The 24,895-nt window shown below is 63.6% G+C and carries 20 protein-coding genes and 1 riboswitch; of the genes, 2 read left to right on the top strand and 18 right to left on the bottom strand.

Features of this window, described 5'->3' with window-relative positions; all coding sequences use genetic code 11:
- Positions 1-109: 109 nt before the first annotated feature.
- Complete coding sequence (locus FSY45_RS11365) at positions 110-1,249, top strand: anhydro-N-acetylmuramic acid kinase (RefSeq protein ID WP_046460997.1); 1,140 nt, start codon at positions 110-112, stop codon at positions 1,247-1,249.
- Between the two features lie 28 nt (positions 1,250-1,277).
- On the opposite strand, the gene FSY45_RS11360 is transcribed toward FSY45_RS11365, so the two are convergent.
- The 11 genes from FSY45_RS11360 to rplM form a co-directional block, all read right to left on the bottom strand.
- Positions 1,278-2,630, bottom strand: coding sequence for an LLM class flavin-dependent oxidoreductase (locus FSY45_RS11360; protein ID WP_046460996.1), 1,353 nt, complete (start codon positions 2,628-2,630; stop codon positions 1,278-1,280).
- Positions 2,631-2,643: 13 nt separating this feature from the next.
- Positions 2,644-3,369 (bottom strand): ABC transporter ATP-binding protein, encoded by a 726-nt coding sequence (locus FSY45_RS11355; RefSeq protein ID WP_046460995.1) that lies wholly within the window; start codon positions 3,367-3,369, stop codon positions 2,644-2,646.
- Positions 3,366-4,223, bottom strand: coding sequence for an ABC transporter permease (locus FSY45_RS11350; protein ID WP_046460994.1), 858 nt, complete (start codon positions 4,221-4,223; stop codon positions 3,366-3,368). Before FSY45_RS11350 ends, FSY45_RS11355 begins: the two co-directional genes overlap by 4 nt.
- A gap of 12 nt (positions 4,224-4,235) precedes the next feature.
- Positions 4,236-5,219: an ABC transporter substrate-binding protein gene (locus FSY45_RS11345; protein ID WP_046460993.1), complete on the bottom strand. Its 984-nt coding sequence runs from the start codon at positions 5,217-5,219 to the stop codon at positions 4,236-4,238.
- 420 nt (positions 5,220-5,639) lie between these two features.
- Positions 5,640-6,941, bottom strand: coding sequence for an NCS2 family permease (locus tag FSY45_RS11340; RefSeq protein ID WP_148748081.1), 1,302 nt, complete (start codon positions 6,939-6,941; stop codon positions 5,640-5,642).
- Positions 6,942-7,104: 163 nt separating this feature from the next.
- Positions 7,105-9,531, bottom strand: coding sequence for a xanthine dehydrogenase molybdopterin binding subunit (gene xdhB, locus FSY45_RS11335; RefSeq protein ID WP_046460992.1), 2,427 nt, complete (start codon positions 9,529-9,531; stop codon positions 7,105-7,107).
- A gap of 1 nt (position 9,532) precedes the next feature.
- Complete coding sequence (gene xdhA, locus FSY45_RS11330; protein WP_046460991.1) at positions 9,533-11,137, bottom strand: xanthine dehydrogenase small subunit; 1,605 nt, start codon at positions 11,135-11,137, stop codon at positions 9,533-9,535.
- Positions 11,138-11,455: 318 nt separating this feature from the next.
- A complete protein-coding gene (mdtD, locus tag FSY45_RS11325) occupies positions 11,456-12,928 on the bottom strand; it encodes a multidrug transporter subunit MdtD (protein ID WP_255443307.1) in 1,473 nt (490 codons plus the stop codon).
- A 64-nt stretch (positions 12,929-12,992) separates the two neighbouring features.
- On the bottom strand, positions 12,993-13,358 hold the full coding sequence (gene erpA, locus FSY45_RS11320; protein WP_003059000.1) for an iron-sulfur cluster insertion protein ErpA: 366 nt from the start codon (positions 13,356-13,358) through the stop codon (positions 12,993-12,995).
- 211 nt (positions 13,359-13,569) lie between these two features.
- On the bottom strand, positions 13,570-13,962 hold the full coding sequence (rpsI, locus tag FSY45_RS11315; protein ID WP_003059002.1) for a 30S ribosomal protein S9: 393 nt from the start codon (positions 13,960-13,962) through the stop codon (positions 13,570-13,572).
- 10 nt (positions 13,963-13,972) lie between these two features.
- Positions 13,973-14,401 carry a 50S ribosomal protein L13 gene (gene rplM, locus FSY45_RS11310; protein WP_003059004.1) on the bottom strand — a complete coding sequence of 143 codons (429 nt, stop codon included), beginning with the start codon at positions 14,399-14,401 and terminating at the stop codon, positions 13,973-13,975.
- Positions 14,402-14,733: 332 nt separating this feature from the next.
- On the opposite strand from rplM, the gene FSY45_RS11305 reads away from it, so the two are divergent.
- Positions 14,734-15,600 (top strand): 23S rRNA (adenine(2030)-N(6))-methyltransferase RlmJ, encoded by an 867-nt coding sequence (locus tag FSY45_RS11305; protein ID WP_003061727.1) that lies wholly within the window; start codon positions 14,734-14,736, stop codon positions 15,598-15,600.
- An 87-nt stretch (positions 15,601-15,687) separates the two neighbouring features.
- Here FSY45_RS11305 and FSY45_RS11300 read toward each other — a convergent pair whose 3' ends face one another.
- The 7 genes from FSY45_RS11300 to FSY45_RS11270 form a co-directional block, all read right to left on the bottom strand.
- Positions 15,688-16,365 (bottom strand): septal ring lytic transglycosylase RlpA family protein, encoded by a 678-nt coding sequence (locus FSY45_RS11300; RefSeq protein ID WP_046460989.1) that lies wholly within the window; start codon positions 16,363-16,365, stop codon positions 15,688-15,690.
- A gap of 139 nt (positions 16,366-16,504) precedes the next feature.
- On the bottom strand, positions 16,505-17,332 hold the full coding sequence (metF, locus tag FSY45_RS11295) for a methylenetetrahydrofolate reductase [NAD(P)H] (RefSeq protein WP_003061724.1): 828 nt from the start codon (positions 17,330-17,332) through the stop codon (positions 16,505-16,507).
- Positions 17,333-17,409: 77 nt separating this feature from the next.
- Positions 17,410-18,606, bottom strand: coding sequence for a TlyA family RNA methyltransferase (locus FSY45_RS11290; RefSeq protein ID WP_046460988.1), 1,197 nt, complete (start codon positions 18,604-18,606; stop codon positions 17,410-17,412).
- A gap of 310 nt (positions 18,607-18,916) precedes the next feature.
- Entirely contained in the window at positions 18,917-20,347 is a 1,431-nt protein-coding gene (gene ahcY / locus FSY45_RS11285; protein ID WP_046460987.1) for an adenosylhomocysteinase, read from the bottom strand.
- Positions 20,348-20,422: 75 nt separating this feature from the next.
- Positions 20,423-20,519: riboswitch (S-adenosyl-L-homocysteine riboswitch) on the bottom strand.
- A gap of 18 nt (positions 20,520-20,537) precedes the next feature.
- A complete protein-coding gene (locus FSY45_RS11280; protein WP_046460986.1) occupies positions 20,538-21,245 on the bottom strand; it encodes a response regulator in 708 nt (235 codons plus the stop codon).
- Between the two features lie 35 nt (positions 21,246-21,280).
- The gene (locus FSY45_RS11275; RefSeq protein ID WP_046460985.1) at positions 21,281-23,974 is read right to left on the bottom strand and encodes a sensor histidine kinase KdpD; all 2,694 of its coding nucleotides are present in this window, start codon (positions 23,972-23,974) and stop codon (positions 21,281-21,283) included.
- A gap of 29 nt (positions 23,975-24,003) precedes the next feature.
- Positions 24,004-24,891 (bottom strand): TorF family putative porin, encoded by an 888-nt coding sequence (locus FSY45_RS11270; protein WP_046460984.1) that lies wholly within the window; start codon positions 24,889-24,891, stop codon positions 24,004-24,006.
- Between the last annotated feature and the right edge of the window lie 4 nt (positions 24,892-24,895).

Here is a 24,895-nt window from a genome sequence, read left to right as displayed (position 1 = left end):
ATTGCAGCCCTTTTTCATTTCCGCATCAGGATCGTTTGCAGCGACCGCCAGGAAAGCCGCAAACGCTACAGCTAAGATAGTAAACCGCACGCCAACCCTCTGATCTACCATGTCCAATGCCATTGAACAAGCCGCTCAAAGCAACCTCTATATCGGCCTGATGTCCGGTACATCGCTGGACGGCGTCGACGGGGTTCTCGTGGACTTCAGCCAGGGCACGCGAGTGCTGCAACATGCCAGCTGCGGCTTCGACGCGGCATTGCGCGCCGAGTTGCTGGCCCTCAACACCGCTGGTGGCCAGGACGAGCTGCATCGCGCCGCCCTGGCCGCCAACGCACTGGTGCGCCACTATGCTCAGGTGGTGGAGCAACTGCTGACTGCAGCCGGCGTCCGGGCCGGGCAGATCGCAGCCATAGGCGCCCATGGCCAGACCGTGCGCCACCGTCCGCAGATGTTCGATGGCACGGGCTATACGCTGCAGCTCAACAACCCCGCCCTGCTGGCCGAGCTGACCGGCATCAGCGTCGTCGCCGACCTGCGCAGCCGCGATGTGGCGGCAGGCGGCCAGGGCGCGCCGCTGGTGCCGGCCTTTCACCAAAGCGTGTTCGGCAGGCCCGCTGAAACCGCACTGGTGCTCAATATCGGCGGCATTGCCAATCTCAGTGTGCTGGGTGCCGACGGCTCAGTGCTGGGCTTCGACACCGGCACCGGCAATGCGCTGATGGACGGCTGGTGCCTGCGCCATACCGGCAGGAGCTATGACGAGAGCGGCCGGTGGGCCGCCAGCGGCAAGGTCCTGCCCGAGCTGCTGGCAGCCATGCTGGGCGATCCCTATCTGGCCCAGCAGCCGCCCAAGAGCACGGGGCGCGATCTGTTTCACGCCGAGTGGCTGGAGCGGCATCTGCAGCAGCATGCGGCCCAGGCCGCCGCGGCCGATGTACAGGCGACCCTGGCCGAATTCACGGCCGCCAGCTGCGCCCATGCCGTGCAGCGTTTCGGCAGGGACGGCACCGAACTGCTGGTCTGCGGCGGCGGCGCACTGAACACCTATCTGATGCAGCGTCTTGCCGCCCTGCTGCCGGGCGTGAAGTTGGCCTCCACGGCAGAGTGCGGCCTGCCCCCGCTCGAAGTGGAAGCAGCCGCCTTTGCCTGGCTGGCACGCCAGTGCCTGCTGGGCCTGCCCGGCAATCTGGCCAGCGTGACAGGCGCCAGCGGCCCGCGCATTCTGGGCGCCATCCACCCCGCTTGACCGCGCGGCCGCCGGCCCGCCTGCAGGCTCAGGCCGCTACTGCGGCATCCGCCTGCGCCTTGTGCTGCACCACAGGCAGATCGGGCAAGCCGAAATGGCCGCGCAGCGTGCTGCTCTGGTAGTCGCTGCGAAACAACCCGCGCTTGCGCAAGATGGGCACGACCTCGCTGGCAAACAGCTCCAGCTGCTGGGTGATGACCGGTGGCATCACATTGAAGCCATCGGCGGCGCCCGTGCGGAACCAGTCTTCGATCGTGTCCGCCACCTGCTCGGGCGTGCCGGCAATTGCCAGATGCCCGCGCGCGCCTGCCAGTCGCTTGAGCAGCTGACGCAGCGTGAGTCCATCGCGCAGCGTGGTCTCCACATAGCCCATGGCGCGACTCCTGGAAGCTTCCACCAGCGCGGGGTCGGGAAAATCGTCGCGGGTCAAGCGGCGGTCCAGCAGCAGACTGCTGAAGTCATGGCCGCCAAAGCGGGCCGACAGGCGCCCCAATCCCACGTCGATGCTGGTCAGGCTGTCGAGCTCCTCCCACACCTGGCGGGCTTCGTACTCCGTGGATCCAATCGCGGCGCTGATGCCCGGCAGAATCACAATGTCCTCGGCCCTGCGCCCCAGAGCCTTCGCCTGCCCCTTGATATCGGCATAAAAGCCTTGTGCCGACTCCTTGCTGCCATGCGCCGTGAAAATGGCCTCGGCCCATTGCGCGGCAAAGGCCCGGCCCGTTTCGGACTGCCCGGCCTGCACCAGCACCGGACGGCCCTGGGGGCTGCCCGGCACATTCAGCGGTCCGCGCGTACGGATATGCGTTCCCGCATAGTTGACGGGGCGCACCTGGCCTATGTCCAGGAACTGGCCCGATTCGGCATCGTCCACCACCGCAGCGCCCGGAAAGCTGCGCCACAGCGCATCCACTGCGGCCACGAACTCGTCGGCGATGCGGTAGCGCTCGGCATGCTCCACGTTCTGCTGCAACCCGTAGTTCTCGCCGGCCCGGGGCAGCCAGGAGGTCACGATATTCCAGCCTGCCCGGCCCTTGGAAAGATGGTCCAGCGTGGCGAACTGCCGCGCCAGCGTATAGGGCAGGCTGTAGGTGGTGGAAGCCGTGCCGATCAGCCCGATACGCTCGGTATGCTGCGCCAGTGCAGCCAGCAGCAGCAGCGGCTCGAGCTGGCCTGAAGAAGCCATCTGCCCGTTGTCGGGCCCGACCAGCCCGTCGGCCAGAAATACGGCATCGAACTTGGCGGCCTCGGCGATGCGGGCCGCATCCACATAGAGCTCCAGATCGGTCAGTGCCTTGCGATTGGCTCCTGGGTGACGCCAGGCACCTTCGTGGTGGCCTCGTGTCATCAGAAACAGGTTCAGGTGTAGTTGTCGTGTCATGGCAGGGCTTCTTTCAGGAAAATTCGGCTTCCACACCCAGGCTGCGCAGCAAGGTCGTGCGCAGCTGCATGAAAGCGGGGTGATCCGGTCGCCGCGGATGGGCCAGATCCAGCGCATGGTCTTCGGCGATCTTTCCGTCCCTGAGCACCAGAATCCGGTCTGCCAACATCAGGGATTCGTCCACATCGTGGGTCACCAGAATCACCGTCGGGCGTATGCGCTCCACCATGCGCCGCAGCAGGCCCTGCATGCGCAGGCGGGTCAGCGCATCCAGGGCGCCAAAAGGCTCGTCGGCCAGCAGCACATGCGGCTCGCGCAGCAAGGAGCGAGCCAGTGCCGCTCTTTGCTTTTGCCCACCGGACAGGGTGGCGGGCCAGGCCCCGGCCTTGTCTTCCAGGCCCACCTCGCGCAGTAATTGCACTGCGGCAGGCCGGGCCGCCTGCGCATCCAGCCCCAGCGTCAGGTTGTCCAGCACCGTCAGCCAGGGCAGCAGGCGCGAGTCCTGGAACAGCACGGAGACATTGCCATGGGCCAGCGCCGCCCCCGAACTCCGGGCCTCGGCATTGAGGCCGGCCAGAGCCCGCAACAGCGTGGTCTTGCCGGAGCCCGACTCCCCCAGCAATGCCACGAACTGCCCGGGGACGATATCGAGATGGAGGTCGTCGAGCACCTGCTTGCCATGGAAGCTGCGGCTGAAGCCGTGCAGTTGCACGGTACCGGTCAATGATGGATGGCTCATGATCCCAGCGACCTCCGATAGGACAGCACACGTGCCTCCAGGCGCCGCACTGCGGCATCGGAGAACAGACCCAGCAAGGCGTAGATCAGGATTCCCACCACGATCACATCGGTCTGCCCCCAATCGCGCGCACGGTTCATCAGATAGCCGATACCGGTCTGCGTGTTGATCAGCTCCAGCACCACCAGCGCCGTCCAGCACAGCGAGACCGCCATGCGCAGGCCGACAAAAAAGCCCGGCAAGGCTCCCGGCAGGGCCACCTTGCGAATGAACTCGGCACGCGACAGTCCCAGCGTCTGCGCCAGCTCCACATGGCCGATGTCGATGCTGCGCAGCGCTGCATGGGTGTTGATATAGATGGGAATCAGCACGGCGGTGAAGATGAGGAAGACCTTCATCGCCTCGCCTATGCCCAGCCAGATGATGGCCAATGGAATCAGCGCCAGCGTGGGAACGGCCCGCTTGATCTGCACCAGACCATCGATCAGGGCCTCGCCGCTGCGGCTCAGTCCGGCGACCAGCGCCAGCAGCACGCCCACCACAATGCCCAGAAACAGCCCTGTGTAGGCTCGCCCGGCCGAAGCCAGCAGATGCGGCAGCAGGCTTCCATCAAGGGCCATTTCATAGCCTGTACGCAATGCCTGCGACGGTGCGGTCAGCGTCTCGGACGAAAGATATCCCAGGCGCGATGCGGCCTCCCATACCAGCAGCAGCAGGGCCGGCCCGGCCAGCAGCATGCCCGGCGACAGGCGGTCCTGCACCAGTGCCGGGGCCTTGCGGTCCGGCGCGGCAAGCGGCGCTCCGGTCTGAGACTGCCAGCCGGCCACGCGCGCTTCCAGAGGAATCGGAGTCATCACGGCAACTCCTCAGCGATTGGCGACGATCACGCCGTCATAGCTCGCCACAAAGGAGTCCCTGGCATCCAGGCGCCGGGGCAAACTGCCAGCGCTGTGCAGGATGTCGATGAGCTTCTGATGATGAGGCTGGGCCTGTGCGGCGGTCTGGAACTCGAGCGGAGCCTGCGCCGCCTGTATGGCCGCAGCGCTCTCGGCATCGAGGCGCTGGAAATTGCGCAGGTAATGCTGCTCCCATTCCTTGCGATGGACATTGCTCCAGCGCCCCGCGCGCACGAAGGAGGCCAGGAACTCGCGGATGGCTTCTGCCTTCTGCGGATCGGCCAGCACATCCGGGCGGGCATAGATATAGGAGGTGGACGGCAGCAGTTGACGCTCCAGTGGATCGGGCACCACACGCGCACCGATCTGCCTGGACAGCCGCGTGACATGCGGCTCGGCAATGGTGGCGACATCCACGGCACGGGCGCGCAAGGCATCGTTGAGTTCGGACACGCGCAGATGCACCAGCGTGACATCCTTGAGCGTCAGGCCCGCCCGGTTCAGGGCCTCGATGAGGAAAACCTGGCGACCCGAGCCTTCGACATAGCTCACGCGCTTGCCACGCAGATCGCTCAGGCGCTCCACCCCGGCACCGGCATGCTGGAGCAAACGATATTCAGCCCTGGCTCGGGTGAAGGTTGCGATGATGGGCAGGTTCACGCCTGCGGCCCGAGCCTGGATGGGAGGCGTGTCACCGACATAAGCCATGTCCAGCGCCCCGGCCCTGATGGCCTCGAAAATGGCCGGACCGCCCGCAAAATTGGGCAGCTCCAGCTGAAAGCCTGTCTTCTTGCGCTCACCGCTGGCATCCAGCAGATGACGAATCAGCTCGCTCTGATCAGCGACAACCAGCCTGGTCCTGGCGTCTGCCGCAGCACGCGCAACACCGGCGGCGCCCATGGCAGCCACTGCCAGCAATGAAGGCCCTGCCAGCAGGAATCGACGCTTGTCCACTCTCTTCTCCCATGTATGCAATGGGACGGATGCTAGGGAGCAGTCGACAGATCAAAAAATATTGATTTCAAATTTGGAAACAACCAACTCATCCGAGCGCCGGTGTCGGTCCAGCGGACGCACATGGATTTCGCTGTGCTGTCAGGCACTTAAGGCGGCAGGCGCCCATCGAGGCCAGGCGCACGAACGCACAACAAGCTTTGATTCGGCAATATGCTCATGAAATCAATGTTGTTGAGGCCCGGGGAAATGACTGACCATCCGGGCGTCTGCCTATAAAGGCACAGGCCATCGGCAGGCCTGACCCTCACAATGCAAAAAGCAGCCCGACCCACCAGTAGCCGGACTGCTTTTCGCATCTTGGATGTCCTGTCCGGCTGGCTCCTTCGAGCCATGCCGGGTTCGATCAGCGCCTGAAGATCAGTGGCCGCCGACGTAGATGAACTTGAACAGGAACAAGGCAGCAATCACCCACATGATCCAGTGCACCTCCTTGACCTTGCCTGTGCACAGCTTGAGTACGGCATAGGTGATGAAGCCGAAGGCCAGACCGTTGGCGATGGAGTAGGTGAAAGGCATCATCAGCGCGGTGACGACTGCCGGTATGGCTTCGGTGGTTTCATCCCACTGCACTTCCGTCAGGTCACGCAGCATCAGGCAGGCCACGAACAGCAGAGCAGGTGCGGTGGCATAGCCGGGCACGACACCGGCCAGCGGCGCGATGAACAGACAGGCCAGGAAGAGCATGGCAACCGTGAGAGCCGTCAGGCCCGTACGACCGCCGGCCTGCACACCGGCAGCGCTCTCCACATAGGCGGTGGTGCTGGAAGTACCCAGGATGGAGCCCACAAAGATCGCACCTGAATCGGCCAGCAGCGAGCGGTTGAAACGACCCATGCGCTCAGGCACCAGCAGGCCGGCGCGGCGCGCCACGCCCATCAGCGTGCCGGTGGCATCGAACAGCTCCACCAGGAAGAACACCAGCACCACGTTGAGGAAGCCCGTGGTCAGCGCCGTCTTGATGTCGAGCTTCATGAAAGTGGGCTCGATGGAAGGAGGTGCCGAGAAGATGCCGTGGAAGGTGTTGCCGCCGAAGAAGAACGAGGCCACTGTCACGACCAGGATGCCGATCAGCAAGGCGCCCGGCACCTTGAGACGGTCCAGCACCACGATCAGCAAAAAGCCCAGCAGCGCCATGATGACCTCGGGCTTGTGCAGATCGCCCAGCGTCACATAGGTGTTCTGGTCGGCCGCAACCACACCGGCGGTCTTGAGCGCGATCAGCGCCAGGAAAAGACCCAGACCCACGGTGATGGAAACGCGTATGGACTGCGGTATGCCCTTGATGATGAGCTCACGCAGTCCCAGCATGGTGCAGATCAGGAACAGACATCCCGAGACGAACACCGCCCCCAGGGCTGCCTCCCACGTATAGCCCATCTTGAGCACCACCACGTAGGCGAAATAGGCGTTCAGCCCCATGCCCGGCGCCAGCGCAATCGGGTAGTTGGCATACAGCGCCATGATGGTCGAGCCCAGCGCTGCGATCAGGCAGGTGGCGACAAAGACCGATCCCTTGGGCATGCCCGCATCACCCAGAATGGAGGGGTTGACGAACATGATGTAGGCCATGGAAAGAAAGGTCGTCAGCCCTGCGACCAGTTCTGTGCGCACATTGGTGTTGTGCTCCCTGAGTTTGAATATCCGCTCTGTCCAGTTCATTGCATAGTCTCCGTGTTGTTTTGCATGCGAGGCGCAACGCGAGGAACGCGCCCGGTCCTGCGCCGCCGGATGGACGGCGCAGCATATGGCCTTGCCCCGCGGCAAACAGCCATGACTCAGAATGGCTGCCGCCTCGCAAGGCGACAACACCTGTGAGGAAAAACTAGCCAGTGTGCCCTTGAACGGCTTCCACTGCTCGCAGGATGGCCTCTGACGTGGCAGGCGCCTGCAGGGGCGGGTTCACACGGTGCTCACCGGCGGCGGACACCGCATCGCGAATCGCGAAAAACACCGAGAACGGCAGCAGCAGCGGTGGCTCACCCACGGCCTTGCTGCGGTGGATGGAGTCTTCGTAGTTGTCGCCCTCGAACAGGCGCACATTGAAGACCGGCGGGCAGTCATTGGCCGTGGGAATCTTGTAGGTGCTGGGCGCATGGGTCATGAGCTTGCCGCTTTGCGGGTGCCAGACCAGCTCCTCGGTCGTCAGCCAGCCCATGCCCTGGATGAAGGCGCCCTCCACCTGACCCACATCGACGGCCGGGTTCAGCGAGCGGCCCACGTCGTGCAGCACATCGGCGCGCAGCAGCTTCCATTCGCCCGTCAGCGTATCGATGACCACTTCGCTGACGGCCGCGCCATAGGCAAAGTAGAAGAAGGGGTGGCCCTTCATGCGCTTGCCATCCCAGTGCAGGCCGGGCGTGGCATAGAAGCCATCCGACCACAACTGCACACGCTGCAGATAGGCGGCGCGCACCAGCTCGGCAAACGGCACATTCTGGCCATTGACCTGCACCTCATTGTTGGCAAAGCGCACGTCATGGGCATCGCCGCCATGCAGGCGTGCGGCGCATTCGGCCAGACGCTCGCGCAGCTGGCGTGCGGCATCCTGTGCGGCCTTGCCGTTGAGGTCGGCTCCCGTCGAGGCAGCCGTGGCCGAGGTGTTGGCCACCTTGCTGGTATCGGTGGCCGTCACACGCACATTCTCGAATGCCACGCCCAGCTCATGTGCCACCACCTGCGCCACCTTGGTGTTCAGGCCCTGGCCCATTTCGGTGCCGCCATGGTTGACGAGAATCGAGCCATCGGTATAGATATGGACCAGTGCGCCGGCCTGGTTGAAGTGGGCCACATTGAAGGAGATGCCGAACTTCAGCGGTGTCAGCGCCAGACCGCGCTTGAGCACGGCACTGCCGGCGTTGAAGGCATTCACGGCCGCACGGCGCGCACGATAGTCGCTGGACTCCTCCAGCTCGGCCACCAGCTCGTGAATCACGTTGTCGGTCACGACCTGCTCGTAAGGCGTGATGTTGCGCTCGCCCTTGCCGTAGAAGTTGACGCGCCGCACATCGAGCGGATCGCGCCCCAGGCTGCGCGCCACCGTATCCAGAATGTTCTCGATGGCAATCGCGCCCTGAGGTCCGCCAAAGCCACGGAAAGCCGTATTGCTCTGGGTGTTGGTCTTGCCCATATAGCCATGCATGAGCACATCGGGCAGCCAGTAGGTATTGTCGAAATGGCAGAGCGCACGCGTCATCACCGGCGCCGACAGATCGGCAGAGTGACCGGCGCGCGAGACCATGGAAATCTCGGCTCCCAGCACGCGGCCTTCATCGTCATAGCCCACTTCGTACTCATACCAGAAGCAGTGACGGCGACCGGTGATCATGAAGTCGTCGTCGCGGTCCAGACGCAGCTTGACCGGTTTCTGCAGCCTGGTTGCCGCCACGGCCGCCACGCAGGCGAACAGCGCCGACTGCGACTCCTTGCCGCCGAAGCCGCCACCCATGCGCCGGCATTCCACATGCACGCTGTGCGAAGCCACGCCCAGAGCATGAGCCACCAGATGCTGCATTTCGCTGGGATGCTGGGTGGAGCAATGAATATGCACAGCTCCGTCTTCCTTGGGCGTGGCGTAGCTGATCTGTCCTTCCAGATAGAACTGCTCCTGCCCGCCCACATCGAAGGAACCCTTGAGGCGGTGCGGCGCGGCATCCATGGCGGCGCGCGCGCCGCCTTCGCGGGTGCTGCGCTCCAGGTGCATGGGCGGCATCACGTACTGGCCCAGCTCATGGGCCTTGCGCGGTGTCAGCACGGGCGGCAGCTCGCTGATGGTGGCCGCGGCCTTGGCCAGGGCGGCCGCACGTCTTGCCGCATCGCGCGAGCGGGCAATCACGGCGAACAAGGGTTGGCCTACGTAGCGGATTTCGCCATCACACAGAATCGGGTCGTCATGAATGATGGAGCCGCAGTCGTTGACACCGGGGATGTCGGCAGCCGTGATCACGTCCACCACTTCGGGCATGGCGCGCACGGCCTCCAGCGCCAGCGCCGTCAGACGGCCGTGGGCCACGGGCGAGAGCCCCAGCGCGCAGTGCAGCGTGCCTTCCAGCTCGGGCAGGTCGTCGATATAGGCGGCCTCGCCGGCCACATGCAGGTGTGCGGACTCATGCTTGCGACTGACGCCCACGCGTGCGCCCTGATCATGGGCCTTGGCTTCGGTCACTTCGTCAATGCGATAGGCCTGATTCTTGCGGTAGTCGGCAAAGGCTTCCGCCACCAGTTCATTCGTCAATTCAAGGGGGTTGTTCATTTCAGACTCCTTGCTCCACGGCGGCGGGAACGACGTGGGGCATCACGCTCCAGACACTGGTCGCATCAGTGCCCTGCGGCTGATCGGCGCGCGTTTCCAGCCACAGACGCTGGATCAGGTTCTGCGCCACCTTGAGGCGGTAATCGGCGCTGGCGCGCATATCGCTCATGGGCTTGAAATCCTGGGCCAGCGCGGCCTGCGCGGCCTTCACGTTTTCAAGGCTCCAGGGCTTGCCCAGCAGGGCCGCTTCGGCTGCCGCCGCTCTTTTGACCGTGGCGGCCATGCCGCCAAAAGCCAGCCTGATGGATTGCACGATCTCGCCATCGAGCTCGATGGCAAAGCCGGCGCACAGGGCCGAGATATCGCAGTCGAAGCGCTTGCTGATCTTGTAGCCGCGCACCTGGCGCTGCATGGCCGCCAGCGGCACCGCCAGAGCCTGCACGAACTCGCCAGGCTCCAGCTGGTTCTTCATATAGTCCAGATAGAAATCCGTCAGAGGCATGCGGCGCACGCGCTCGCCCTTGCGCAGCTCGATCTGGGCATCCAGCGCCATCAGCACCGGCGGCGAATCGCCGATAGGCGAACCATTGGCCACATTGCCGCCCATGGTTCCCGCATGGCGGATGGGCATGGAGGCAAAGCGCAGCCAGACATCGGTCAGGCTGGGCCAGCGCTGCACCAGCGCACTCCAGGCTGATTCCAGCGAAGCCCCGGCGCCGATGTACAGCTCGCCACCCTCGGCATCGGGCCGCACCTCGATGCGCTTCATCTCGGCCACGTCGCCGACATAAATCATGTCGCCCAGGTCGCGGAACTGCTTGTTGACCCAGAGCCCCACATCGGTGGAGCCTGCCACGATGCGGGCCTTGGGCTTGGCCTCGCACAGACCGGCCAGATCCGCCAGCGTGCGTGGAGCATGGAAGAAGTCGGTGCGCAGGCCCTGGGGCGCCGCATAGTTCAGACCCGCGTTGCCGGCCTGCAGGCCTTGCAGCGCAGCCACCACGGGCGCTGTATCCAGACGCACGGCAGGCAGATCGAACATACGCTGACCGGCATCGAGAATCGGGCGGTAGCCCGTGCAGCGGCACAGATTGCCCGAGAGTTCGTCGGCCAGTTGCTGACGCGTGGGCTCGCTGCCCTGCTGCTGATGATGCTCATAGGCCGACCACAGCGTCATCACGATGCCGGGCGTGCAGAAGCCGCATTGCGAACCATGGCACTCCACCATGGCCTGCTGTACCGGATGCAGGCTTTGCGGGCCTGCGGGCTTGCCGGCGCAGGCAGACTTTCCCGCGCACTGGCTCTTGAGGTCTTCCACCGTGAACAAGGCCTTGCCATGCAGGCTGGGCAGAAACTGAATGCAGGCATTGACGGTCTGCAGGCGCAGGCCGTTGACGGCCTCGGTATCGCCGGCTTCGGCCAGCTCGCCGATGACTACCGTGCAGGCACCGCAGTCGCCTTCGTTGCAGCCTTCCTTGGTGCCGGTGCAATGGGCATCCTCGCGCAGCCATTGAAGCACGGAGCGTGTGGGGTGCGGGCCTTGCACTTCCACCACCTCGCCGCGGTGGAAGAAGCGTATCGGTTGAGAGTTCTGACTGGTGCTCATGATCGTGGGACAGGGTGAGATTGAATGCCTGCATGCAAGATGCATTCCAAACGCAGCATTCGTCAAGATCGAAGGCTACGCCTGCATGGGCAGCCTCTCATACAGACGCGCTCATAGGGGCTATGTAGCGCGTCATATATCCGTGACCAAAATCAAGGGTGAACCCGTACAAAACCCGGTTCCCTACGGGTAAGTCCCAGGAAGTGGGAGCCGAGTCGCGCTCCCCTATCAATAGCTAATAGCGCCTTTTAATCAATGACTTCAAATTGAAAACAATCTGAAATCTTTTATTAGCAAGCGCTATAAGCTATCAAATTTTCAGGCGTCGCCGCCATCCGGAGCCGGGCGCACAGGCTCGTCGGCATCGAGCTGGCTGAACACCAGCGTCGCCGCCAGCGTCATCAGAGCCACCGTCACAAAGGTGGCGCGAATGGCCTGCATGCGCTCGTCGCTGTGCGCCGGCCACATATCGCTGAAGCCTGTCAGCAGGGCTCCGGCCAGTGCCACGCCCATGCTCATGGACAGCATCTGCACCATGGACAGCAGGCTGTTGCCGCTGCTCGCAGACTCGCCCTCCATGTCCTTGAGCGTGACCGAATTCATGGCCGAAAACTGCATGGAGTTGAAGCCGCCGAAGATGAACAGCTGCACCAGCAGCAGCCAGACCGGCGTTCCCGGCACCACCAGCCCGAAGGAGGCCAACATCACCGCCAGCATCACCGAATTGACCTGCAGCACGCGTTTGTAGCCAAAGCGCTGCACCGTGCGCACGGCAATGCGCTTGACCAGCATGCTGCCGGTGACGGTGGCCAGCATCATCAGACCCGCGTTCATGGGTGACATCTTGAGACCGACCTGCAGCATCAGCGGGATCAGGAACGGCGCGGCACCGCTGCCGAAACGCGTGAACAGATTGCCCAGCAGGCCCACGCGCAGCGAGCGCACCTTGAACAGACCCGGCGCAAACAGCGGCTCATCCACGCGCAGCGCATGCATCCAGTAGCTGGCCAGACTGGCCAGGCCGAACACCATGAGCACCACCACCAGCGCCATGCCCAGCCCCATGCCGGACAGGCCGTCCAGCGCGATGGAAATGGCCACCATGCCGAAGGCCAGCATGGCGTAGCCCTTGCCGTCAAAGCGGTGCACAGGCACGGGCGCACTGCGCGGAAACCAGCGCCAGGTGGCCCACAGCCCGATCAGGCCCACGGGCACATTGATCCAGAAGATCCAGTGCCAGCTGGCGTACTCCACCATCCAGCCGCCCAGGGTAGGCCCCAGCAACGGGCCGACCTGGCCCGGGATGGCAATGAAGCTCATGGCGCGAATGAACTCGCCACGCGGATAGGTGCGCAGCACGGCCAGCCGCCCCACGGGCAGCATCATGGCGCCACCCACGCCCTGCACCACGCGTGCCGCGATCAGAAACGGCAGGCTGGGCGAGAGCGCGCACAGCACCGAACCCAGCACAAACAGGCCTATCGCCCAGCCGTAGACGCGCCGCGTGCCAAAGCGGTCGGCCACCCAGCCCGTGGCCGGAATCAGCATGGCCGTGGTCAGCGCATAGGCCACGATGACCGACTGCATCTTCATCGGGCTCTCGCCCAGTTCGGTCGCCATGGCCGGCAACGCCGTGTTGAGGATGGTCGCGTCCAGCGACTGCATGAAAAAGCCTATGGCCACCAGCCACAGCAGTCTTTCTTTATGGGGGGCACTATGGTGCGCGGTGGGCATCTCACCCATGGGCAGCTCCGGAACGAGGCGGCAAGGCAACAAAAAAGCCGCTGACAAGCAGCGGCTTAAGCAATATGCGGGCGCCAGACCAGAGCGGTCGGCGCGCAGACAATCATTTCACTCAGACCGAGAAGCTGGAGCCGCAGCCGCAGGTGGTCGAGGCATTGGGATTCTTGATCACGAACTGAGCGCCCTGCAAGTCTTCCTTGTAGTCGATCTCGGCACCCACCAGATACTGATAGCTCATGGAATCGATCAGCAGCGAGACACCGTTCTTGGTCATGGTGGTGTCGTCGTCGTTGGTGATCTCGTCGAAGGTGAAACCGTACTGGAAACCGGAGCAGCCACCACCTTGCACAAAAACGCGCAGCTTCAAATCGGGATTGCCTTCCTCGGCAATCAGGTCTGCCACCTTGGCAGCAGCGCTGTCGGTGAAGACGATGGGGGAAGGCATTTCGGTGGTCGTGGTTTCAGCAACGGCGCTCATGGCATTACTCCGTAGTTTCTTGATTGCCTGAAATGTTACAGCAAGGGGCTCGGGAATACCGGCCGTATCTCTTTGTCGCCAGTGCAAGTGGGGGCTTTGCGCAGGCGCTGGACAAGGCTGCAGCCGCCCATGAAAAAACCGCCAGGAATTGCATTCGAGGCGGTTTTTTCGTGAAAAGACTCCGAAGAGTCCTTTCTGCAGGGGAAACGGATTAACGCTTCGAGAACTGCTTGGCGCGGCGTGCGGAGTGCAGACCGACCTTCTTACGTTCGACTTCACGAGCGTCGCGAGTCACGAAGCCGGCTTGGCTCAGTGCAGGCTTCAGAGCTGCGTCATAGTCGATCAGGGCACGGGTGATGCCGTGACGGGTTGCACCGGCTTGACCGGATTCGCCGCCGCCATGGACGTTCACTTGAATGTCGAAAGTCTCCAGGTTCTCAGTCAGAACCAGGGGTTGCTTTGCGATCATGATGGAGGTTTCGCGACCGAAGTACTGCTGAATGTCCTTGCCATTCACAGTAATCTTGCCGGAGCCCTTCTTCAGAAACACGCGAGCGACGCTGGACTTGCGACGGCCTGTGCCATTGTTCCAATCACCAATCATCTAGGTCTCCTTAGATTTCCAGAGCCTTAGGCTGCTGTGCGGTATGGGGGTGCTCAGCACCGCCGTAAACCTTCAGCTTCTTGATCATGGCGTAGCCCAGAGGACCCTTGGGCAGCATGCCCTTGACGGCCTTCTCGAGAGCACGGCCAGGGAACTTGGCTTGCAGGTCGCGGAAGTTGGTGGCAGTGATGCCGCCGGGGAAACCGGAGTGACGGTAGTACACCTTGTCCAGGTTCTTGGTACCAGTGACCTTGAGCTTGGAGGCGTTGATGATGACGATGTAGTCACCGGTGTCAACGTGAGGTGTGTAAATGGCCTTGTGCTTGCCGCGCAGACGGAGTGCCACTTCGCTGGCGACACGTCCGAGCACCTTATCGGTGGCGTCAATCACAAACCACTCGTGTTGCACCTCAGCGGGCTTTGCGCTGAATGTAGACATGAGTTTTCTCTTTCAAGAAGGTTTGGCGGTCCCTTTTCCGCGGTCGGTGCTTCTTCTTGAAAAAGACAGGTCTTTTAAAGGAAGCCTCTTAGGCGGGGTTACTCGGACCAATTTAAACTTGGCCCAAGCCTTCGCCGCGGGAACCATAAAATCGCTGCGAAGCCCGCCATTATACAAAAACGCCAGAATCTGCGTGTTTTCGTGCAGCAGCCTGTTGTGAAACAGCCCCTAGTGCCTGTTTCTCCCTCTGCACCCAGGCGCCGACAGCCTTTAAAGACCACAGGGTAAAAAGTGCTGTTCCCCTCTTGCCCTGCTGGTTACCATCCATTTCTATGTTCAGTTACCGCCACGCCTTCCATGCAGGCAATCACGCCGATGTGCTCAAGCACACCGTTCTGATTGCCACCGTGCAATACCTCACGCAAAAAGAGGCTGCGCTGACGGTGCTCGACACCCACGGCGGCGCCGGCCTGTACCGCCTGGACGGCGACTACGCCAGCAAGAGCGGCGAGGCCGAGGAAGGCGTGCTGCGCCTGGCTGCCGCCAAGGAGGCCGAACTGGCCCCTGTGCTGCAGGACTATCTTCAGATGGTGCGTCGCTTCAACCAGGGCAATGCCATCCGCAACTATCCCGGCTCGCCCTTCATCACCCAGGCGCTGCTGCGCGGTCATGACCGTCTCAAGGCCTTTGAGCTGCACCCCACGGACATGCGCTCTCTGACCGGCAACATGGCCCAGCTGGAGGTCAGGCGCCAGGTCGCCATCCTGCATGAGGATGGTTTCGAAGGCGTGAAGAAATTCCTGCCTCCGCCATCGCGCCGCGCCTTGCTGCTCTGCGATCCGAGCTACGAATTGAAGACCGACTACGGCCGTGTGCTGGACATGGCGGCGGACGGTCTCAAGCGCTTTCCCACAGGCACTTACGCCGTCTGGTACCCCATCATCCCGCGCCCCGAAGCCCATGATCTGCCCAAGCGGCTCAAGACCATGGCCACCAAGGCTGGCAAGAGCTGGCTGCATGCAACGCTCACGGTCAAGAGCAACAAAACCTCCGAACGCGGCGGCCTGCCCGCCAGCGGCATGTTTCTGATCAACCCGCCGTTCAATCTCAGGGATCAACTCAAGCCCGCCATGCCGCAGCTGGTCAAACTGCTGGGTCAGGACAGCAATGCAGGCTTTACGCTGGAGTCTGGCGGCTGATTGGCGGCTGTAGGCCGGCCCTTGCCGGCCCTCTGCAGTCCGGGCGCGCCAGCTTCACTGGCAGCCCCCTTCAACAGCAATAATGGTTCAGCGCTTGCGCTTGGCGGTCTGGGAGACCTTGCGCGCGGGCTGATTCGCGGATGCCGCGCGCGTCTTGGAGGCGGCAGCGCCCTGCGCCACACTGGGATGGCGCTTCTTGCCCGAAGCATTGAGCGTGGCCGGGCACTCGTCCTCATCGGCGTCCAGCTGCCACAGCTCCACGGGCTTGATGCCCAGACCCAGCATGCCCAGCTCCTGGGCCGCGGCCTTGCTCAGGTCGATGACGCGACCTGGCGCGAAGGGGCCGCGGTCATTGATACGCACCACCACGCTCTTGCCGGTCACGGAGCTGCGCACGCAAACGCGCGTCCCGAAAGGCAGGGTCTTGTGCGCTGCCGTCATGTCCATGCTGTCAAAGCGCTCGCCGCTGGCCGTCTTGCGGCCGTGGAACTGCCCGCCATACCAAGAGGCCAGGCCCTCCTGGTCGCTTTCTCGCGGAGGGCTCAGCTCGTACTTGCTGCTGTCTTCGGGCAGGTCTGCCTTGTCGGCATCCGCAGGCTTGTTGGCCTTGACACCCAGGCCTTTGTCGCGATAGTTGCTGCGCGCATAGGCGTCGGGCAGCAGGGGGGCGGAGACCGTGGGCTGCGCGCCCTTTTTTCGGGGCTGGCTCTGAACGACGGGGGGCTGTTCCTCGGGCTTTTCCTGCAGCGGAGCACAGCCGGCCATGGTCGCGGTGACGACGGCAAGACCTATCCACTGACAACAACGCAAGCGCCAAAATTTCGGTTGCACGGGCGCAATCTCCTTGAAAGCTCAAGTGAGAGCCGCCCAAGACCGGCCGCCTCGCGGCCGGCAAGCTTTTGGCTTACAGACCCAGACGGTCGCAGATCTCCAGAGTGGCGACGCTCTGGTTCATCGTATAGAAGTGCAGCCCGGGAGCACCCTGGCTGCGCAACTGCTCGCATAGATGAGTCACGACATCCAGACCGAACGCACGAATGGAAGCGGTGTCATCTCCGAACGCCTGCAGACGCAGACGAATCCAGCGCGGAATCTCGGCACCACATGCATCCGAGAAGCGCATCAGCTGTGTAGAGCTGGTAATCGGCATGATTCCTGGCACGACCGGCACGTCGAGCCCCAGAGCCCTCACCTCATCGACAAAGCGCATGTATGCGTCGGCATTGTAGAAGTATTGCGTGATGGCGGAATCTGCACCAGCGCGCACTTTAGCAACAAATGCGTCCAGATCGCTGCGAGGGGACTTTGCTTGGGGGTGAGTTTCAGGATAGGCGGCGACTTCGATGTGAAACCAGTCGCCGAACTCCTGGCGCACGAAAGCCACCAGATCGCTGGCGTACTGGAACTCGCCGCCCAGGCCGTAGCCGCTGGGCAGGTCGCCGCGCAAGGCGACGATGCGCTTGACGCCCATGGCCTTGAGCTCGTTCAGCTCGGCGCGCACTTTCTCATGCGTGGCGCCGATGCAGGAGAAGTGCGAGGCCGCGCCCACACCTTCGTTCTGAATGTCGCGAACCATGGTGAAGGTGCCTGCCTGGGTGGAACCGCCCGCGCCATAGGTCACGGAGCAGAACTCGGGCTTGCGCGCATACAGGGCCTGGCGCACGCCCACATGCTTGGCAGCGCCTTCGGGCGTCTTGGTGGGGAAAAACTCGAAGCTGACGGGAAAGCTCATGGCGGTCTATGTCTCTGAATCCTGGATCATGTGCGGGCGTCGAAGGCTCGGCACCCGCCACGCTTTTTACTCAACGCTCAACGTTCGTTGCGCTTTTTCTGCTTGCTGCGGGCCGGGCCGGGCTGGCCGAAGCTGGCCACCTCGGGGTCTTCATACAGCTCCTGCTTGGCGCGCTGGGCCTTGATGTCGGCACGCGAAGGGCGCTTGGCGGCCGCCTTGACGGCCGGCCTGGCCGCAGCCGCTTCGTCTGCAACGACGGGGGCCGGAGCCTTGACTTCGGCGCCCTGCTGGGCCCAGACAAAGAATTCGTGATTGCCGTCGCCGCCCTCTATGGGCGAGTCCAGCCACTGCTTGACGCTCAGCCCCAGATCGCCGAGGCAGTCGCGAATGCGCTTTTCGACCTCGGCGTACAAGGCCGTGTCGCGCACGATGCCGCCCTTGCCGATCTGGCCGGGCTGCAACTCGAACTGCGGCTTGACCAGCATCAGCAGCTGGCCATGGGGCTTGAGCAGCTGCACCACGGCAGGCAGCACCAGGGTCAGCGAGATAAAGGACAGATCGCCGGTCACGAAATCAAAGGCCGGGCTGATGTCGATATTTTCGGTACCGGGCTTGCGACGCAACTCCACCGGAGCCAGACCTTCGGCCCGGGCCTTGGCCTTGGCGGCGCGCTCGGCTTTGAAGCTCTCGACATCCTGTTCCTTGGCGTCGTCGCTGTCGTCATAGTCCTCATCGACCTGACCGCCGTTGCGCATCCAGGCATAGGGAGCGACGGGCTGGGTGTCGTTGTCCTCTTCTTCCTCGATGACTTCGCACAGCGCCTCGTCGCAGGCCTTCTCCAGCAGCTCGGGCGTCAGCGCGCGGGCGTTGAAGCCCTCGACGCAGACCACGCGTTCGTCATTTTTCAGGCGCTCGTGCAACTGGCCGTGGCCCACGTCGATGCCGATGACCTGGGTCGCACCGGCCTGCAGCAGGCAATCGGTGAAGCCGCCCGTGCTCTGGCCCACATCCAGACAGCGCAAGCCCTTGACGCTCAGGCCGGTCGCGGCCAGCGCGCCCTCGAGCTTGAGCCCGCCGCGCGAGATGTATTTGGCCTCGGCGGCGTCCAGCAGCTGCAGCTCGGCACCGGCAGGAATGTCATCGCCGTTCTTGGCCACTTTCTTCCATGGCGCCAGCGGCGTCAGGCGCCACTCCACACCCGAGGCGATCAGGCGCTGGGCCTGGGAACGGGTGGCAGCATGACCTGCTTCAACCAAAAAAACATCTGCGCGCATAGCGTCGCTTCCTTTGAAATAAACCGGCGCCAGGCGCTGCACAAAGGTGCAGCGGGCAAAAGAAATCTTTTGAGATAGCAGCCTACGCTTGATACATCTTGATTTCAGATAAATATTCACCTGAAATCTATGTATGACGTGCGCAAGCAGCTATTAAATTTAAACCACGACAGCCGCTCACTAATACTGGCAGAGCCTAGCAAAGTGACAGCGAGCAAGCGCCGCCGCGCAGCAAAGCTGTCGTCCCCCTCCCCTAGCGCGCAGCGCGTAGAGAGGGGGGGAAGGCGCAAAGCGCCTCAGGGGGGTGCTATTAATAACGATAAGTTTCAGGCTTGTAAGGGCCTTGCTTGCTCACGCCGATATAAGCGGCCTGCTCGTCGCTCAGTTCGGTCAGCATGGCGCCGACCTTCTTCAGGTGCAGGCGGGCGACCTTTTCGTCCAGGATCTTGGGCAGCACATAGACCTTGCCCACTTCGTAGGCGTCGGGGCGGGTGAACAGCTCGATCTGCGCCAGGGTCTGGTTGGCAAAGGAGTTGGACATCACAAAGCTGGGGTGGCCGGTGGCGCAGCCCAGGTTCACCAGACGGCCCTTGGCCAGCAGGGTGATCTTCTTGCCGTCGGGGAACTCGATCTGGTCGACCTGGGGCTTCACTTCTTCCCACTTGTACTTCTCGATCGAAGCCACATCGATTTCGTTGTCGAAGTGACCGATGTTGCAGACGATGGCCTGATCCTTCATGGCAACCATGTGCTCGTGGCGGATGATGTCCTTGTTGCCGGTGGTGGTCACGAAGATATCGGCCTTGTCGGCAGCGTATTCCATGGTCACGACCTTGTAGCCTTCCATGGCGGCCTGCAGGGCGTTGATGGGGTCGATCTCGGTCACCCAGACCTGGGCCGACAGCGCGCGCAAAGCCTGGGCGGAGCCCTTGCCCACGTCGCCATAGCCGGCCACGCAAGCCACCTTGCCGGCGATCATCACGTCGGTAGCGCGCTTGATGCCGTCCACCAGCGATTCGCGGCAGCCGTACAGATTGTCGAACTTGGACTTGGTCACCGAGTCGTTGACGTTGATGGCGCGGAACAGCAGCGTGCCCTTGGCCGACATTTCGTTGAGGCGGTGCACGCCGGTGGTGGTCTCTTCGGTCACGCCCATGATCTGGGCCGACTTGCGGCTGTACCAGGTGGAGTCCACGGCCAGCTTGGCCTTGATGGCGGCGAAGACGATGCGCTCTTCTTCCGAACCGGGGTTGGCCAGCACGGACAGATCCTTCTCGGCGCGCTTGCCCAGGTGCATGAGCATGGTGGCGTCGCCGCCGTCGTCCAGGATCATGTTGGGGCCTTCGCCTTCGGTACCGGCGGCACCGAATTCAAAGATGGAGTGGGTGTAGTTCCAGTAGTCTTCCAGCGACTCGCCCTTGATGGCATAGACAGGCACGCCGGTTTCGGCGATGGCGGCAGCTGCGTGATCCTGGGTCGAGAAGATGTTGCACGAAGCCCAGCGCACTTGTGCACCCAGAGCCGTCAGCGTCTCGATCAGCACGGCGGTCTGGATGGTCATGTGCAGCGAGCCCGTGATGCGCGCGCCCTTCAGGGGCTGGGCAGCGGCGAACTCCTCGCGCACGGCCATCAGACCGGGCATTTCGGTTTCGGCGATCCTGATTTCCTTGCGGCCCCAGGCAGCCAGGGAAATATCGGTAATGGCCGAATCAGCGGGGTTGAAGCGCACGGCAGCGTTCATGGTTTTCTCCAAATCTTGAATGAAAAACCACGTTCTGCAGCAGAGGGGGAATAAACCGGCTCACCGCACAGAAAGCGTGGGCGAGCGTCGTTGCGGGATGAAATCCGAGCCTCACGCCCCGCGCAGACCAGCTCATGGCTGGCTGGGGAACGCTGCAACGCTCCTCGGATGGACGGCGATTATAAAGGAATCAGCCTTCCAGGCCCACCAAGCGATAACCGACTTGCAACTCGGTTACCAGATGCCGGGGCTGGGCCGGATCGAGCTCTATCTTCTGGCGCAGATTGGCCATGTGCACGCGCAGATAGTGGGGGCGGTCCAGATATTCAGCGCCCCAGACCTGCAGCAGCAACTGGCGGTGGGTCAGCACCTTGCCATGGCCGGCAATCAGGGCCGCCAGCAGGCGGAACTCTATGGGCGTCAGGTGCACGGCCACTCCGTCGCGCCTGACATCGTGCGCCGCCAGATCCACCACCACCGCGCCGAAACGCGCACAGCTGCCGGGCTTGTCTGCCGCCGACGCCTGCTGGCGGCGGCGCAGCATCACGCGCAGCCTGGCCAGCAACTCGGGCACGCCGAAGGGCTTGGTCAGATAGTCATCGGCCCCGGCGTCCAGCGCCGCCACCTTGTCCTCTTCTCGCTCGCGCGCGGACAGGATCAGAATCGGCAACTGGCTCCAGCCGCGCAGCTCGGCAATCACGGTCTTGCCATCGGCATCGGGCAGACCCAGGTCCAGCACCACGGCGTCGGGCTGGCGGCTGGCGGCCTCGATCAGGCCGCGCCTGGCGGTTTCTGACTCGAACACCTGCCAGCCTTCGTCCTCCAGTGCCAGGCGCACAAAGCGGCGGATGCTGGCGTCGTCTTCAATCAGCAAAATGCGGGGTGCGGCGCTTGTCATATTCGGATTTGCATGTGATGCACGGGATTGTCGGCTCATTCGTCCATGGCCGGCTGCTCGGGCACGGGCAGCGAGATGCTGAAAACGGTGCCCGGCCCGGGGTCTGCCGCCGCTACCCGCAAACTGCCGCCATGGGCTTGCACAATCCGCTGAGCCAGCGCCAGGCCGAGCCCCATGCCGAACACGGCACTCTCCGCCTGCCCACGCGTGAACGGCTCGAACAGTTGCTCGGGGGACAGATGCACGGGCAGGCCCGGCCCCGCGTCCTGCACGCTCAGCACACAGTTGCCGTCGGCCACGCTCGCTGCCACGGTGATCGTCGTGCCTTCGGGCGTGTACTTGATGGCGTTGTCCAGCAGATTGACCAGCACACGCTCCATCAGCACGGCATCGAGCTGCAGCAAGGGCAGATCGGCCGGCAGCGAGGTCTGCAGCACATGAGCGGCCAGTCGCTCGCGCATCTGCGCCAGCGCGCTGCCCACCAGTTCGTCCACCGGCAGCCATTCACGCTTGAGCTGCACGCCGCCTTGCTGCAGGCGCGCCATGGCCAGCAGGTTGTCCACCAGTTGCTGCAGCGCCTGTGCCTGATTGCGAATCTGCACCAGCATGTGATGCGCCGGCCCCTGCGGCGCATGTGGCAAGGCCGCCTGGGCCGCGCCCAGGATGCCCGTCAGCGGCGTGCGCAGATCATGCGAGACGGCCGAGAGCAAGGTGTTGCGCATGCGCTCGCCTTCCATGGCGATCTGGGTCTGCTGCGCCACCTCCACAAAATGCACACGCTCCAATGCCAGGGCGATCTGGCTGGCACAGGCTTCAAGCAGACGGCGCTCCTCGGGCACTCGCAATCGTTGCGGCGCACGCAGCTGCAGCACCAGCACGCCACGCGAACGCACGGGCGCCATCAGCGGCACATAAAGTGCCGGCGCAGCTGCCAGGGTATCGGTTCCATGGCCGGCCATCTGGCCATGCTCCATGCTCCAGCGACCCACGCTGGTGTCGATCTGAGCTTCGCTGCCAGGCGCCAGCTGCAGGCGCTCATCGGCATCGGGCACCAGCAGCCCGGTCTGGGCATCGAAAACGCCTGAAATCGTGGTCAGCGCGATCTGCGTGACCTGCTCCTGCGTCAGCGCACCCGACAGGTCACGCGCCAGCCTGGCCAGCGCGCCGGCCCGCCTTTCGCGCTCTGCGGCCACGCGCGCCTCGTGGCGCAGCCGCGCCGTGAGCTGGCCGCAGACCAGGGCCACACCCAGCATCAGGCTGAAGGTGAACAGGTATTGCGTATCGTTGACGCTGAAGGAGTTGCGCGGCGGCACAAAGTAGAAATCGAACAGCAGCACTGACAGCAGGGCCGCCCATGCTCCGGGGCCGCGTCCCCAGCGCACGGCGGACAGCACCACCACCAGCAGGAAAAGCATGACGACATTGGCAGGGTCGAACACTCGCAGCAGCAGCTCAGCCACCGCTGTCGCGGCCAGGCAAGCCAGGGTCACGCCCGCATAGCCCTTCCACGGAATGGTTTTTTCACGCGCCGCCGGCAATCGCAAGGTGCTCTCGTTCTTGCTTTGCTTGACGGACAGCAGCAGCACGTCCAGGCCGGGATCCAGCGCAGCGATCTGTTCGGACAGGCTGGAGGCACGCCAGCGCAGCCATCGGCTCAAAGGTTCGTGCACACGCGCCAGCACCAGATGACTGGCATTGCGCTCACGCGCAAAGTCCACCAGAGCCTGGGCCACATGGGCACCGGGGATGGTGGCCGTTTCCGCGCCCAGACGCGCCGCCAGCGCCAGGGTCTTGAGCACGGCCTCCTGCGCTGCCCGAGGCCTATGCTGGCGCTCCGGCGCATCCACATAGACCACCACCCAGTCGGCCTCCAGCCGCCTGGCCAGGCGTGCCACCTGGCGCACCAGGGCATCATCACCGGCGCGGCCGCCCACGCCTACCAGCAAGCGCTCGCGCGTGGGCCAGACATCGCCGATGGAGCGCTCGCGGCGGTAGTCGCGCATGTCCTCATCGACACGATCGGCCGTGCGGCGCAGGGCCAGCTCGCGCAGCGCCAGCAAATTGCCCTGGCGAAAGAAATTGCGCGAGGCCCGCTCGGCCTGCTCCAGCGGATAGACCTTGCCCGACTTGAGGCGCTTGAGCAGCTCCTCGGGCGGGATGTCGACCACGATGACCTCGTCGGCATCGTCAAAGATATGGTCGGGCACGGTCTCATGGACCTGTATGCCCACAATGCCGCCCACCACATCGTTGAGGCTTTCCAGGTGCTGAACGTTGAGCGTGGTCCACACCTCGATACCCGCCTCCAGAAGCTCCTGCACATCCTGCCAGCGCTTGGGGTGGCGTGAGCCGCTCACATTGCTGTGCGCCAGCTCGTCGAGCAGCAGCACCTCCGGGCGGCGCGCCAGAGCTGCATCGAGGTCGAACTCGTCCAGCTGCCTGCCCTGGTAGACCAGCGTGCGCCGCGGCAGCAGCTCCAGGTCGTGCAGCTGCTGCTCGGTCTCGGCGCGGCCATGCGTCTCCACCAGCCCTACCAGAACCTTGCGTCCTGCCTGCCGCTCGCGCTGCGCAGCCGCCAGCATGGAATAGGTCTTGCCCACTCCGGCATTGGAGCCAAAGTAGATGCGCAGCTTGCCGAGATGGGCGCGCTGCCGATCTGCCTGCAGTTGAGCGACCAGCGCGTCGGGGTCGGGGCGCTGCGCGGCGGATGAGGGTGTGGATGAAGGCATCAGGCGATCAGCGTATCACTCAAGTCCGGTCAGAACCCGGCACTCAGGCCCAGCAGCCAGCCGCTGCGCGCCAGATCACGCCATTGGCCACGACTGTTGACGGCGCTGTAGTAGCGGGCATCGGCCGAGGTACCCGCGTACGCAAGCGATGCAGTCCACGCCCCCCAGGCCCTGGATAGCGAGATGCGCCAGTCGGCATAGGAAACATCGCTGTAATTGCGCACCCAGGTATAGCCGCCATGCAGGCCCAAGGTGGCGAGATCGCCCAGCGGATGCTGATAGTTCAGATCCAGATACTGGCTGCCGCGGCTGCTGCCTGCCGGCTGCAGCGCAGTGGCGAACGCCGAGCCGGCGGTACTCTCGCCCAGGCCGAAATAAGGCGTCAGTGCCACGGACCATTTGATGCTCAGACCACCATGAGTCGCCCCCAGATAGAGCTCGGTGGTGTCAAAGCGTTTGCTGCTGCCATCGCTTGCGCCCAGGCGTGCACCGGGATAGCGGTACTGCAAAAGCCCGGCATCCAGCAGCCAGTCAGGCACGAGCTCGCCGCGCCAGCCACCATAGATATCGTGCTCCAGTCCCTGGCCCCGGCCATAGCTGTTGGTTGAGACATTGGACAGCGACGTGCCCAGATAAAAGCCCTTGGGCAAGGCCAGTTCCACTGCGCCCTGCACGGCCGCACCTTGCCAGGTCTGCGAGATGCCGCGAAAGCGGTAGTCACTGATCAGGCCCAGCGAGCCGGTCAGGGAAGACCTGCTGTCGGCCTGCGCAGGAGCTGAGCTTTCAGAAGCAGATTGCGCTTTTGTTTCCTCGGCAGCAGAGGGCTTTGCACAGCTCAAGGCAATCATCAGCAACGCAGAGCCGATGGCCCAGGAGCGCGAGGCGTGAAATGGTTTTTGGGGATGGAAGAGACGCATGATG

The sequence above is a fragment of the Comamonas sp. Z1 genome (genome assembly GCF_008121555.1).
GTDB classification, from domain to species: domain Bacteria; phylum Pseudomonadota; class Gammaproteobacteria; order Burkholderiales; family Burkholderiaceae_C; genus Comamonas; species Comamonas thiooxydans.
This window is presented reverse-complemented; position numbering and strand designations above follow the sequence as displayed.